The sequence below is a fragment of the Chitinophaga costaii genome, from assembly GCF_900094705.1.
In the GTDB taxonomy this organism is placed as follows: Bacteria; Bacteroidota; Bacteroidia; order Chitinophagales; family Chitinophagaceae; genus Chitinophaga; species Chitinophaga costaii.
This window is the reverse complement of record NZ_FMAR01000007.1, coordinates 32019-46702: the sequence shown is the minus strand read 5'-3', so window position 1 is coordinate 46702 and position 14684 is coordinate 32019. Positions and strand designations below refer to the sequence as shown.

8 protein-coding genes are annotated in these 14684 nt (G+C 46.8%); all 8 read left to right on the top strand.

All coding sequences use genetic code 11. The features are described from left to right. Positions 1 to 94: 94 nt before the first annotated feature. The 8 genes from GA0116948_RS11325 to GA0116948_RS11290 all read left to right on the top strand — a co-directional run bounded on the left by GA0116948_RS11325 (position 95) and on the right by GA0116948_RS11290 (position 14579). Positions 95 to 1279, top strand: coding sequence for a FecR family protein (locus tag GA0116948_RS11325; RefSeq protein ID WP_089712211.1), 1185 nt, complete (start codon positions 95 to 97; stop codon positions 1277 to 1279). 167 nt (positions 1280 to 1446) lie between these two features. Next, positions 1447 to 5127, top strand: a complete 3681-nt coding sequence (locus tag GA0116948_RS11320) for a SusC/RagA family TonB-linked outer membrane protein (RefSeq protein WP_165798445.1) — start codon at positions 1447 to 1449, stop codon at positions 5125 to 5127. A gap of 4 nt (positions 5128 to 5131) precedes the next feature. Beyond that, positions 5132 to 6499, top strand: coding sequence for a RagB/SusD family nutrient uptake outer membrane protein (locus GA0116948_RS11315; protein WP_089712207.1), 1368 nt, complete (start codon positions 5132 to 5134; stop codon positions 6497 to 6499). Positions 6500 to 6541: 42 nt separating this feature from the next. After that, entirely contained in the window at positions 6542 to 7471 is a 930-nt protein-coding gene (locus tag GA0116948_RS11310) for an ABC transporter ATP-binding protein (protein WP_089712205.1), read from the top strand. Positions 7472 to 7502: 31 nt separating this feature from the next. Next, positions 7503 to 9794 (top strand): Gldg family protein, encoded by a 2292-nt coding sequence (locus GA0116948_RS11305; protein WP_089712204.1) that lies wholly within the window; start codon positions 7503 to 7505, stop codon positions 9792 to 9794. Positions 9795 to 9804: 10 nt separating this feature from the next. Next, on the top strand, positions 9805 to 11130 hold the full coding sequence (locus GA0116948_RS11300; protein WP_089712202.1) for a MutS-related protein: 1326 nt from the start codon (positions 9805 to 9807) through the stop codon (positions 11128 to 11130). 3 nt (positions 11131 to 11133) lie between these two features. Beyond that, positions 11134 to 12456, top strand: a complete 1323-nt coding sequence (locus GA0116948_RS11295; RefSeq protein WP_089712200.1) for a MutS-related protein — start codon at positions 11134 to 11136, stop codon at positions 12454 to 12456. A gap of 608 nt (positions 12457 to 13064) precedes the next feature. Further along, the gene (locus tag GA0116948_RS11290; protein ID WP_165798446.1) at positions 13065 to 14579 is read left to right on the top strand and encodes a carbohydrate-binding domain-containing protein; all 1515 of its coding nucleotides are present in this window, start codon (positions 13065 to 13067) and stop codon (positions 14577 to 14579) included. The last annotated feature ends 105 nt before the right edge of the window (positions 14580 to 14684 follow it).

Genomic DNA, 14684 nt, shown 5'->3' with positions numbered 1-14684 from the left:
TAAAAATATATAATTTTTTCGGGAAGAAGGTTATTGAAAACTGTCTTTATAGGCAGTTGCGTTCTTCCGGTAACCGCGAAACGTACAAATTCTTATGAAGCAACCATCTTTTAGCGAACTATTAGCGAAATATAAAACAGGCAGTTTGACAGAAGAGGAGCTGCAGCAATTTTTTGACCTGCTGCCGGAGGAAGCGCATCGTGCTTATTTAAAGGCCGCTATAGACGAACAGGCTGCAGACCAGCAGCAGTTGCTCCCGGAAAACGAAACGCGCACCAAACGTATCCTGCAACGGCTGGATGCTGCCATGGATGCTTTGCAGCGGCCCGGAAGGATTGTGCCGGCCCACCGGGTACATTTCATGCGGCGCTGGGGATGGGCAGCTGCTTCCTTATTGTTGTTGGTAGCCGCCGGCGGTTATTTTATGGCGCGGCATCACCAGCCATTGTCTGCACCGGGACCTGCACTGGCGCACCAGGATATAGCGCCCGGCAGGCAAGGGGCCATCCTCACGCTGGCTAACGGGAAAACTATCGTTTTAGACAGCGCGCATAATGGCTTAATTGCCTACCAGAACGGTACACAGGTGGTACTGAACAATGGGGGATTGGATTACAAAGCTACTGGTCAGGATGGTGGGGCACCGGTTTACAACACGATGACCACCCCCCGCGGACGCCAGTTTTACATAAAGCTGCCGGATGGTACTGGTGTATGGTTAAACTCGGCCAGCTCGCTCCGTTATCCAACGGTATTCAGCGCCAGCGAACGGCGGGTGGTGGTGAGCGGGGAGGCCTATTTTGAGGTAGCGCTAGATATCAAAAGACCTTTTAAAGTAGTGGCCAACAATAAAGCGACCATAGAGGTTTTAGGTACCCAATTCAATATAAATGCTTACGACAATGAAAAAAGCCTGAACACCACTTTGCTGGAAGGGGCTGTACGGGTTACATACGCATCCGGTGCCGAATACCTGAAACCTGGCCAGCAGTTGCAACTGGCAGGCAAGGCTAAGGTAGTGGAGCATGCGGACCTGGAAAGGGTGATGGCCTGGAAGAACGGATTATTCGATTTTAACGACAAGAGCCTGCCCGAAGTAATGAAAGAATTGGAACGCTGGTACGATATAGACGTGGAGTTTCCTGCGGATATTCCCAACATAGAATTTTTTGGGAAGATTAACCGGAACATCAGCTTAAACGGTGCATTGAAAGCACTGGAACGATCCGGAGTGCATTTTAAATTAGAGAACAACCGGAAATTAATCGTGCTGCCATAATAGAACGCATCCTATACTGATTATAAATTATAAATGAGGTAACAATGAATTAAAGCCAACCATTAAAAAAAAGCCGGAAGTGGTCGAAGACTCCCGGCAAAAATTTAGCTGCATTAAAAAGGCGTCTTAAACCAGATTTATTAACAACCAAACTCTAAATGCAAATTATGCAAAAAAGTGCTAATTGGTTCCGGGAAACTATTGCCTGGACCAAAGGGGCCGAACCGGTTGCTCAACCAGACCGGACAACTTATGGGCGGGTCCTTATCAAAATGTTGTATGTAATGAAACTAACATGCGCTATGTTGCTGGCTTTTGTGATCCAGGTGCACGCTTCTTCCAGCAAGGCACAATCGGTAACATTAGTCGGGCAAAATCTCTCTCTCAAGAACGTATTTGCGGTGATTGAAAAACAGACCGGTTACGTGGTATTTGGCAAAAAGGAATTGTTGCAAGAAACATTACCAGTGACGGTATCAGTGTCTGGCATGCCTTTAACTGATTTTATGAAAATGGTAATGAAGGGGCAACCGCTGGATTACTACCTGGATGCGCAAACCATTATCATTTCTGCCAAAACGCCCGCAGCCGGTAAGGCGTCGGATGCGCTCGCAGGTGATGCAGATACTACTACGATGGTACAGGGAAAGATCATCAATGAAAAGGGAGATCCGGTGATCGGGGCATCTGTATTCCTGTTGTCTACTCACCAGGTAGCGACGACCAATGAGGCAGGTTTCTTCCTGTTCCGGAGTGTACCCCGCGGCACTTATACCTTAAGTGTAACACACGTGAGTTATCAGCCCCAGAAACAAACGTTGGTGGTAAACAGTCGTCAGCCTATCATAACCAGCGTTGTCATGAGAGCAGGTAAAATCGAGTTGCAAGCCGTATCTATCAGCACGGGTTACCAAACTATTGGAAAAGAGAGCACCACCGGTTCCTATGGCGTGATCACGGCAAAAGAGCTGAAAGAAAATCCCTCCCTCAACCTGCTGGAAAAAATGAACGGCCTGGTGCCAGGTATGCGCGTAGATCCAAGAAACAACTCGGTGCAGATCAGGACTTTTAATTCCCTGACGCCCGACGTTACGGCGAATGCTCCCCTGATCGTTATAGATGGTTTCCCTGCCCTTCAGAATAACCTGGTGAGCAACCCAGGAACATTACTGAGCAGAACATCTTCGCCTGATAAAACGAATGCGATATTGAACACCTTCAACCCAGACGATATTGAAAGCATCACGGTGCTGAAGGATGCGGCGGCTGCTTCTATCTGGGGTTCCCAGGCAGCTAACGGCGTGATCGTTATTGAAACCAAAAAAGGACACCGTGGTCAGCAACCTTCCCTCACCGCTTCGGCAGCCCTTAGTGTATCTGCTCCGCCGAACCTGAACCAGATGAAAGTCATGAATTCCGCGGAATATATCGACATGGAAAAAGATCTTTTCGATAAAGGATTTTTCCAGGACCCCAATTCATATTGGCGTCAACCGCCTACAAGTGAAGCTGTGCAACTCATGTTTGATGCTCAGGATGGTAAAATAACCGCAGCCCAGCGGGACCAGGAGCTTGCTCGATTAGGAGCGGTCAACAATAAAAAACAACTTACTGACAACTTGCTCCGCAACGCCGTTACTCAGCAGTATAACCTGTCGGTATCAGGAGGAGGCGTTAACAGTAATTATTATGTTTCCGGCCATTACGCAAAAGACAATCCCATTTATAAATATAACGATGCTCAATCGTACGGTCTTACCGCTAACCTGAATAATACTTTCCTGCATGACCGTGTAACACTGTCTACCGGGATTGATTATACCTACAATAACAGCCTGTTAAATTCAATGCCGCAAACATTGTTGACACCAGGTATGCAGGGTATTCGGCCTTATGAAACCCTGTTTGATGCAAACGGACAGCCTACCACTAAATACCTGGCATTCAGCCAGCCGGTGGTGGATAGTTTTTCACGCCTCGGATTTCTGCCCTGGTCATTTACGCCGATGGATGAGATCAACAGTACCTACACCACTTACAAGACCAATACCACCCGTATCATTGCAGGATTACATGGCATTGTAACAAACTGGTTATCCCTTGATGTAAAAGGTTCGCTGTCAAAATATAACACGTTCATGAACTATCTGCAGGGCGAGAACAGTTATACCATAAAGGACCTGCTGAATACGGGTACGTATAATGATAATGGCAAACTGATATTTGGTGTTCCGCGGGGAGATATATTGAAAACCAGCAATACCATCTCTGATGACTACAGTTTGCGTTTTCAGTTAAATATCAATAAACATTTTGGGGAAGATCATGCATTCAGTTTTCTGGCGGGTAATGAGTTCCGGCAGAACCGCGTGCAAGGGTACCTCGATACTTACTATGGGTATGATAAAGACGCCAGCAACAGCGTAGTGGTAAATCCTACCACGCCGTATAAAACTTACTTGGGGACTACTACTACATTGGGATCCACCGATAATTATATCAACCAATCTATTATCCGTTACCTGTCTTACTTCGGGAACGCAACCTATAGTTATAAGAACAAGTATTTCATTTCCGGTAGTGCCCGTTTTGATGACTATACCCAGGTGGGCCTGGAAAGAAGAAAGCGGGCCAAGCCTTTCTGGTCTGGTGGGGTAAAATGGGAGGTACTGAAGGAAGATTTTATGAAAAAAGTGACCTTTCTGGACCAGCTCTCCGTGCGGGCTACATTGGGTACCGGCGGTCGTGTGCCGGTGGGCGGACAATTGAACTCGCTTTACCAATACGGAGGTATTGACCAGATCACCGGGTTGCCCTATGGAAGTATCACCACTCCCGGAGACCTGGATCTGGGTTGGGAAACCACGCGCACCCTCAACTTTGGATTGGATGCTGCGCTATTGCATAACCGCCTCCGGGTGTCGTTCGATATCTATGATAAAAAGACAACGGATTTGATTATCACTGCTTCCGTAGATCCTACTTATGGCTGGACCAGCCTTTCGTATAATTCCGGAAATATGACAGGCCACGGTTACGAGGGAAGCATTTCAGGTGATATAGTTCGCAACCGTAACTGGACAGCCACTACTACCTTTAACCTGGCATATACCAAAACAGAGGTAACAGACAGTCGTTATGCACCGAATGATCTTACTTTTGTTCCCGGCTCGCCGCATATATTAAAAGGATACCCTGTAGATAACTTGTTCGCCTATCGTTGGGCAGGGCTCAGTAATAAAGGACAGCCCCAGATCTATGATGCAACAGGAAAAATTATCCCGGATGGTGGCACTATTAATTTTGCTGACCTGAAATATATGGGCAGAACAACCCCTGCATTTTATGGTGGATTTTCCCAAACTGTCCGGTATAAGAGTCTTCAGCTCAGGGCGATGATCACTTATAGTTTGGGATACAAAATATTCTACGATCCGATCAATGTTAATAACCTTCCTTTCAATAATAGTGCAAGCGGTTTTCTGAGTGACTCAAAAGCTTTGGTAAACCGTTGGCGGAAACCTGGGGATGAAGCCAATACCAATATTCCAAGCCTGTTAGACCTTACCGTAAATGGCAAGAGCGATTTTGCGTACGCGGATATCAACGTGTTGTCCGGTAGTAATATACGCCTCACCCAACTGGCGTTAAGCTACAGTTTTCCGGAAAGGATTCTGAAATCAACCAATGTGATCAAAGCCATGAGCCTGGGTATGGCAGCCAGTAACCTGGGCCTTATCTGGAAGGCTAACCATGCAGGTGTAGATCCTGATTATATTTTTACGGGTAATTACAGCAGTATGAAGCCTACGCCCAATTTTAACTTTAACGTGAATATAACACTCTGATAAAATGAAAAAACATATTTATTTCACAATAGCCGGGCTGCTTTTAGTAGCGCTGAATGGTTGCCGGAAATATGTAGAAGTGGACCAGCCAGGTACCAGGGTATTAAAATATACGGATGATTATGCCAGTTTGTTGAATAATACTTATTATATAAACACGGCGTATTTCGCGCCCTGGTTATCTGCCGATGATATCGATGTAACGGATCCTGCACTGTTTACCCGTCTTACTGGTACCAACCTGATGATATATACTTGGGCAGAGGATTATTACGGGAGCACGACAAATGATGCAGATTGGACCAGGATTTATAAGCAGATCTATACGTATAACGAGATCATAGAAGAGATCATGGACAGTGAAGGCGGCTCCTATAGTGAGAAAAAGCTGGTGATGGCGCAGGCCCGTATGTTAAGGGCTTATTCTTACCTGGACCTGGTGAATATGTATGGCAAGCAATATGATCCTGCTACGGCAGCCACCGATCTTGGCGTACCGCTAATGCTGCGGCCTTTATTTGATGTGGCACATCCGCGTGCTTCCGTGAAAGCGGTATACGACCAGATCACCGAAGACCTTAATACGGCCCTTCCTGTACTGCCGGATATTGCCGGCGTAAATACCCAGGCATCGAAGGTGGCCACCTTCGCCATCCTGGCAAGAGAAAACCTGTACATGAGTAATTATGAACAGGCCGCCGCTTATGCAGACAGTGCATTGAAATTAAAAAGCGATTTGCTGAACCTGGCAGATTATGCAGGGGGCACCCAAACTTTTCCCCGAAAGATCAATCATCCGGAGATCATATTGGATAAAATTATTGCGGCCAACAGTATGCAGTTTTATCCGCTGAGTGAACCATTGCAAGCCCTCTTTCAAACAACAGACCTGCGCTGGCAGCTCTATACCATTGACGGTAAAAATAACCCTTATGTGCCTTTCCAGGGGCGTCAGTTCTATCGAGCCAAACTAACCAATGAAGGCGTTTATGTAGGGCCGGATGTGCCGGAAATGCTGCTCATAAAAGCGGAATCGCTGGTGCGCACTGATCACATTCCGGAAGGGCTGGCCGCTGCCAATACCTTGCGGGCACACCGTTTCCTGCCGCAGGATTATACCCCGCTCTCCGCTACTAACCCTGCAGATGCCTTGAAGCTGGTACTGCAGGAAAGAAGAAGGGAAATGATGGGCCGCGGCACCCGCTGGTTCGATCAGAAACGGTTAAACAAAGAAACTGCGTTGGCAGCAACCGTAACACGCACCATTAATAGCGAAACCTATACCCTGGCGCCCAATAGTAACCGTTATCTCTACCCGATAGGCCAAACGACTATCCGGCTGAGCCCTGAGGTAGTGCAGAACCCAAGATAAAAACGCCCGTGCTTACGGAAACAATCAGTAAAAACAATTTGTATGAATGCACCAATTGTCAGTGTAAGAAATCTATCGCACCGGTATAGCGTACAATGGGCTATTAAAGACATCAACTTTGAACTGGCCAGCAATGGCATTTACGGATTACTCGGCGCCAATGGCGCCGGGAAATCCACCATCATGAATATCATTTGCGGGGTCGTAAAACAAACCGATGGAGAAGTGATCATCCGGGGGATTAACCTGGCAGACCAACCCGTGAATGCCAAAAAACATATAGGGTTTCTTCCCCAGCAGGCACCCTTGCAAAAAGACCTAACCGTGGAAGAGTACCTGGTGCATTGCGCCCGGATGCGCCTCATGCCGGAACATACAATTAAAGCCGCTGTTACGGAAGTGATGGAGAAAACTACGATCACCCATTTCCGGAAACGACTGATCAGTAACCTGTCTGGCGGCTATCAGCAAAGGGTGGGCATCGCCCAGGCCATTATCCATAAACCGGATTTCGTGGTATTGGATGAACCGACCAACGGCCTGGATCCTAACCAGATCCTCGAAGTAAGGGCGCTGATCAAGGAAATTGCGCAGGAACATACCGTGATCTTGTCTACCCACATTTTGCAGGAAGTACAAGCGCTGTGCGATCATATCTGGATGATCAATGAAGGTAACATGATCTTCTCCGGCACACTGGAGGAGTTCGATAACTATATTGTTCCCAACAAACTGGTGGTGGCACTGGTGGCCCATCCCGCGGCGGAAGAGCTGTTGTCTGTTCCCGGCGTGGAAGCGGTGGAAGAACTGGGCGGGGCCCGCTACCGGGTTCGTTTCTCGGATGCGCAGGAAACCATTGAACGCCTGGTACAAACCAGCGTACAAAAAAACTGGCGCCTTATAGAGATCGGGCTGGAAAAGAACTCGATTGAAACTGTTTTCACAGAGCTCAGTAAAAAGAAATCTAAATAACGGAGACCAACTACACCCTTATCAGTACATCATGAAAACAATCTATAACATTGCCAGGGCAGAACTTAAAGTACTGTTCTATTCGCCGGTGGCATGGCTCATCCTGATCGTTTTTACCTTCCAGGTGGCGAATTCCTTTTGCGGGATTTTTGGAGGAGATATCAATGTCCAGCACATGGGATATCCGCTGAACGATGCTACCATGAGCCTCTACGGAGGAATATTCGGGGTATTTACGCAAGTGCTGAAATACATGTACCTGTATATCCCGTTATTAACCATGAGTATTATGAGCCGGGAGTATAGCACCGGTTCCATTAAACTTCTTTACTCTTCTCCGCTGAGCAACGTGCAGATCATTCTCGGGAAATATCTTAGCCTGATGATCTTTGGGTTGGCCATCATCGCTATCTTATTGGTATTTGGCGTCTTTGGTATGCTCACCATAGATCATGCGGATACACCAGTTATCCTTTCCGGGCTGCTGGGCATTTACCTGCTCATCTGCGCTTATGCCGCGATCGGGTTGTTTATGTCGTCGCTGACCGCTTATAACATTGTATCCGCATTGGGTACCTTCCTGATCCTGGGCTTGCTGGGTTGGATTAATGGCGTAGGGCAGGATATTAATTTTGTGCGGGATATTACTTACTGGATGGCCATGTCTGGCCGTAGTGGTTCCTTTGTAGACGGGATGATCACCTCGGAAGATATATTGTATTTCATCATTGTAATATGCCTGTTCCTGGCGTTTACCATCATCAAATTGCAGTCGGCCCGGCAACGGACCTCCCGCCTGGCCAACTTTGCCCGGTATGCAGGTGCATTTATCGTAGCTGTGTTGTTGGGCTATTGCAGTGCTAAACCTGCTATGAAATTTTATGCGGATGTAACCCGTACAAAGGTAAATACGCTCACAAAGTCGAGCCAGGAAGTGATGCAAAAACTCACGGGCGACTTTACCATACATACTTATGTGAATATGTTGGACGGGAACTATTTTCTAGGTATGCCAGGGGGGTACAAGACGAATGAAAAAATGTTCGACCAGTACATCCGTTTTAAGCCTGATCTGAAAATAGACTATACCTATTACTATAAACAGGTGCCCAACGAGGTGTACGACCGCATGTTTAAAAAGCTGAATGAAAAACAACGGATAGATACCCTGATACGGATGAACAAGTGGCGCTTTAATATAGTTCCTTATAACGCTATCAGCAGCACCGTAGACCTGAAAAGCGAGGACTACCGTTTTGTGCGGGTGCTAGAAAGAGGCAACGGGAAAAAAACATTTCTCCGCGTATATGACGATATGATGCGCAATCCTTTTGAGTCCCAGATCACGGCCGCCATCAAAAGACTGGTTACCGACTTGCCGGTGGTAGGCTTTGTGGCCGGTCATGGAGAACGGGAGAGCAATGGCGCCACAGACCGTGGTTACAGCATCGTAGCACAGGATAAAAGCTTCCGGTATTCGCTGATCAATAACGGGTTTGACTTTAAAGATGTGCTGCTCGACAAACCGGTGCCGGACAACATTCGCCTGTTGGTGATTGCTGAGCCTAAAAAGTCTTATACACCGGAAGAATTAACCAACCTGAATGACTACATCAAAAAGGGTGGGAACATGTTCATCCTCGGAGAACCCGGGCGGCAGGAACAAATGAATGCCATTACCACGCAATTGGGGGTGCATTTTGAGCCGGGCATTCTGGTGAAACCCAGTAAAACTAACGATGCCAGCCTGCTGGCCATGAAGCCTAACAAAGCCGCCATGGCGTTTTCTTACCAATTGGCAGACATGCAAAAAAGGGAAATGATGGTCACCATGCCTACTGCCGGAGGGCTTACCTATGAAAATGATAAAGGGTTTAATATAACACCCTTATTTTGTTCAGACACTACCGGTGCCTGGAATGAACTGCAGACGACCAACTTTGTAGATGATACTGCCTCCTTAGATCCCGCTACCGGTGAAAAAGAAGGCTCCTATCCGGTAGTACTGACCATGTCCCGTAAAGTGGGCCATAATGAACAACGCATCATGGTAACTGGCGATGCAGACTGGTTAAGCAATGGAGAATTGAGCATGAACCGGAAAGACCTGCGGTCGGGCAACTTCTCCCTGATTACCGCTGCGTTCTTCTGGCTGTCCAACAATGAAGTGCCTATTGATATGAAAAGGGATACACCACCAGATCAATCTGTGCGCGTGGGAGAGGGCGCCTGGAACATTATAGAACCGTTGCTGAAATGGCTATTCCCGGCAGCATTATTATTATGCAGCATCCTGATATGGGTACGCAGAAGAGGCAGATAAAGTTATTCTTATGAGTTTTATTGTAGATAAGCAAACATTGGACGACCTGAATATTTTCAGCAGGAAAAACAGGGAATCCATTTACACTTTATTTAACCGCACAAATACCAAAGGAGGAGCGGAGGTGCTGGAACAGATGTTCCGGTACCCGCTTTCCGTAGCGGCGGAAATCAGCGCAAGAACTTACACCATTGGTTTTTTCAACACCCATGATATCAGCTTCCCGGTATCGTCTGCCTGCATAGACGCCGTAGAAACCTACCTGTCGGACAAGGATGAAAGAAGCCGCTTGTCAGGGTCGGATAACCTGGCCCGTAAACTCAATAATGTGGTGGGTGCCGATACTGCTTATAAAGCGGTGAGTAGTGGGATTACGGCCGTGTTACACTTATTGCAGGACTGCCATAAAAGCATCACTACCTGGGTGCAGGCTGTAGGTTACGGGAGAGTATCTGAAATACACGAAATGGCCGCGCTGCTGGCGGATGACGGGTGGGTGGCACTCCTGACCGCTCCGGTGGTAGCGAAACGCAGCTATGAAGAAAATGTGGCATTGGATCAGTTGCTGCGTTTCCGGAAAAGTGATCAGTTACACCGTTTGCTATACCTGCTCTACCGCATCGACGTTTACATCAGCGTGAAACAAGTAGCCTTTCAATTGGGTTTTGTTTTCCCTGAGGTACTGGAAAACACCGCTACCACGCTCCGGCTGGAAGGGGTGTACCACCCGTTGCTGAAAAATGCGAAAGGAAATAACCTGGTAGCAGGTAGTGACAGTAATATTATTTTCCTGACGGGGGCTAACATGGCGGGAAAATCTACCCTGATGAAATCACTGGGCATTTGCGTATACCTGGCGCATGTGGGCTTCCCGGTGCCGGCGGCAGCAATGTCATTTACCGTAATGGACGGTCTTTTTACCACCATCAACCTGGCCGATAACCTGAACATGGGTTACAGCCATTTTTACGCGGAAGTGATGCGGGTGAAAAGGGTAGCAGAGCAGATTCATAAAGGCAAAAATTTGTTGGTGATTTTCGATGAATTGTTTCGCGGCACCAATGTAAAGGACGCCTGGGAGGCTACGGTGGCCATTACCACCGGTTTTGCCAAGAGACGGAATTGCCTATTTGTAGTCTCCACCCATATCATCGAAGCCGGGGAAGCATTGCGGCCATATGATAACATCCGGTTTGTATACCTGCCCACCCGGATGAAGGGCACCGTGCCGGAATATACCTACCAGCTGGAAGAAGGCATTACGGCAGACCGGCATGGTATGATTATCATTCACAACGAGGGCATCATAGAAACCCTGAAAAAAGTAAAAGCATAACGGATGAGGGGTACTTTTTTATACGACAAACAAACAATGGATGACCTGAATTTGCAGGGTAAATTCCAGGGTAATACCATCTTCAGCTTGTTTAATCAAACCGTTACTGCGGGCGGAGAACGCGTGTTGGATACTATGTTTCGTACACCGCTGTCCCGTGAACAGGAGATCAATACAAGAAGTGGTATTTTCCATTTTTTTCAGCAGGCTGCTATGCCGTTTCCGTTGGAAAATGAACTGGTGAAAGCATTTGAGCAGTATTTGAGTTTTGCCGTACCAGGATTATTTTCATCCATGGTGCAGGTAACACGCAGAAAAGCGCTGGCCGTGATGGGCCTCCGGGAAGAGCATCAGCTCATGCTCAAGGGGCTGGACGCGGCGATCCGTTTATTGAATACCATGCAAACATTCATTCACCGGTTATTGAAAGAACATCCTGCTAGCCCACTGGATAGTCGTTTCAGAGAAGTAGCTGCCATTTTTGCGGACACCCGGCTGCAATGGCTATCCGCGGCAGACAGTGCAGCAACGCTGGGTTATGGTAAATTGGTGCGGTATGAATACCTGCTTAAGCAAGTGTTGCGTAAGCAAATGGAGCAGTTGCTCCACTTTGTGTACGACCTGGATGTATATATCGCGGTAGCTACGGTGGCCGCTACACGGGGGTTTACCTATGCAACAGCGCAAGCATCCGGTGATAATATGCTCACCATAGCGGAGGGCTATCATCCCAGCATAGAAAAGGCCATCCCCAATACCGTTACACTGTCTGGCAGTAGCAACATCATCTTCCTTACAGGTGCTAACATGGCAGGAAAATCTACCTATATGAAAACAGTAGGCGTCCTCGTATACCTCGCCCATATGGGTTTCCCGGTATCGGCAGCAGCCATGACGTTTTCTGTGATGGAAGGTATTTATACGTCGATCAATGTGCCGGATAATATCGACATGGGCTATAGCCATTTTTATGCGGAAGTATTACGCGTAAAAAATATTGCCGCCGAAATCAGCGCCCCTCACAACCTGGTGGTTATTTTCGATGAGCTTTTTAAAGGCACTAACGTAAAAGACGCCTACGATGCTACGCTGGCAGTAACTGAAGCACTGGCGGCACACCGTAACTGCTTTTTTATTGTTTCCACCCACATCGTAGAAGTAGGAGCAGCCTTGCAGCAGCAATTTAATAACATACAGTTCCTATATATGCCTACAGTAATAGAAAATGGCAGGCCAGTATATCCTTACCGTTCCCAGGAGGGCATCAGCGCCGATAGGCATGGGATGACGATTATCCGCAACGAAGGGATTCTGGAGTTGCTTTAAATGACTTCGCATCATCAGGGGCAGCATAAAAAGATTACCTACGTTCTCAACATCCACGTTTAGCTTCCGGCATTGTCCTCCAGGGCCGGGCGGCGATGAGCCGCATAGGGTATTAAACTTTCTACAATATATTTGCTTTACCAGGATTTTCCTGTACTACAATAATACCCTGTTTGTTGCGCGTTAAGCGCAACAAACAGGGTATTTGAGCGCATTATAGTGGTGGCTGTTATCGTTAAGGTCTACTAAAATAAACAAAAATCGCAAGCAGGGATATGAATGTAAAGGAGGGCGAAATTTAAAATAAAATGAAAAATTTGGGAAAAACAACCCAAAAATTACTTTTAAAACAAATTAAACTTTTAAAAAAAACAGGTGTCATACGTTTAATATTTTCTGTTTTCTGTCTTGTGGCTTGATATATAATAAGCGTTAGTGAGTGTTGATCAATCGTTGTACTGGGTTATACCCCAGCATATTTTGTCCATAAATTTGTTGTCTTATAAATCAAGCGTTTTTTTTGTTGTAATTATTTGTGTTTTATTTTTTTGGTTAATAAATGATAATATATGCCTATATGCCCAAGCTACAAATGGCTGTTTAGACCAATGATTTTTGGCCAGCTGTTCTTACTTACCTGCTTTTCTACCGGTTGTAAAAAAGATAACAGTACTGCATCAACCGGCGGAACAACAACTGCCAGCGGAACATCATCTATTATCTCTACTACAGTTGTTTCCGGAACAGCAGAAGGTTCTACGGAAACCGGTGCCAATGCAGACGACGAGATTGCCAATTCTACTTTTTCCAGCGTTGTATCAATTAATCTTGGATCCACCACAACCATCAATAATCCATTGGCTTCGGATGGGGTTACCGTCACACAATCTGATGGCGATGTGGTGATCAACGCCACCGCCTCGGGGGTGGACTATCAGGTCAGTGGCACCACAAGTGATGGTTCCATAAAGATATATAGCGAGAAAAAATTTAAGCTGACACTCAATGGCGCGTCTATCACCAACAACGATGGGCCTGCCTTGAACATCCAGTCTTCCAAACGAGCCTTTATTGAATTGGCCGCCGGCACCACCAATAGTTTAACTGATGGGGCTACCTATGCCACTTCCACCGAAGATCAGAAAGGTACCTTGTTCAGTGAAGGCCAACTGATCTTTACCGGAACCGGGAGCCTCACGGTAAATGGAAACAATAAGCATGGTATAGCCAGTGATGATTACATCCGCGTGGTGAGCGGGGATATCACGGTGGCCAGCGCTGCTACAGATGGCATTCATACCAATGATGCTTTTATTGTGGATGGTGGTACGATAAATGTAACGGCTAAAAGTGATGGCATTGAAGCCGATGAAGGTTATGTGATCATCAACGACGGTACTATTAATATTAATGCGGCAGACGATGGCTTGGTAGCCTCCTATAAAGGTACCAATGATACGATCACCCCTTATGTAAACATTAATGGCGGCACGATCACGATCAAAACCACTGCGGGCGAGGGCATTGAAAGCAAAAGTATCTTAACGGTCAATAATGGAAGCATTACAGTAAACTCCTATGATGACGGCCTCAATGCGGCCAATGCCATCTACATTAACGGCGGTACTATTTATGCTTATGCCACCAATAATGATGCGATCGACTCGAACGGTACGTTAACTGTTACCGGTGGCATCGTAGTCGCCATTGGCGCTAACCAACCAGAAGCCAGCTTCGACTGTGATGCCCGCACCTTCAAGATTACGGGTGGTAACATTGTCGGAATTGCCGGTGCTACCAGCGGGCCCAGTACTACCTCTACGGTACGATCTGTAGTAATGGGAAGTGGAACAGCTAACAAAATCGTACATATTGAAGCTGCAGATGGCACTGAGGCACTCACTTTCCTCGCACCAAAGGACTATTCTACACTGCTCTTTGCCAGTCCTAAGCTAGCGGCCAATACCGCCTATACCTTGTACACTGGCGGCAGTGTAGACAACGGCACCGACTTTCATGGGCTATATTCGGCAGGTACTTATAACAAGGGTACAAAAACTTCGACCACTTTTACTACCAGCAGTTTGGTTTCACAAACTGGCGGCAGTATCAGCAGAAATTAAACTGCCTGCTATAACCAGCAGTTGCCCTTTATAAAAAAAAGCCGCCTCATCGTTTTATGATGAGGCGGCTTTTTTTATTATATTTTACGGGTTGCAGCTTTCAAA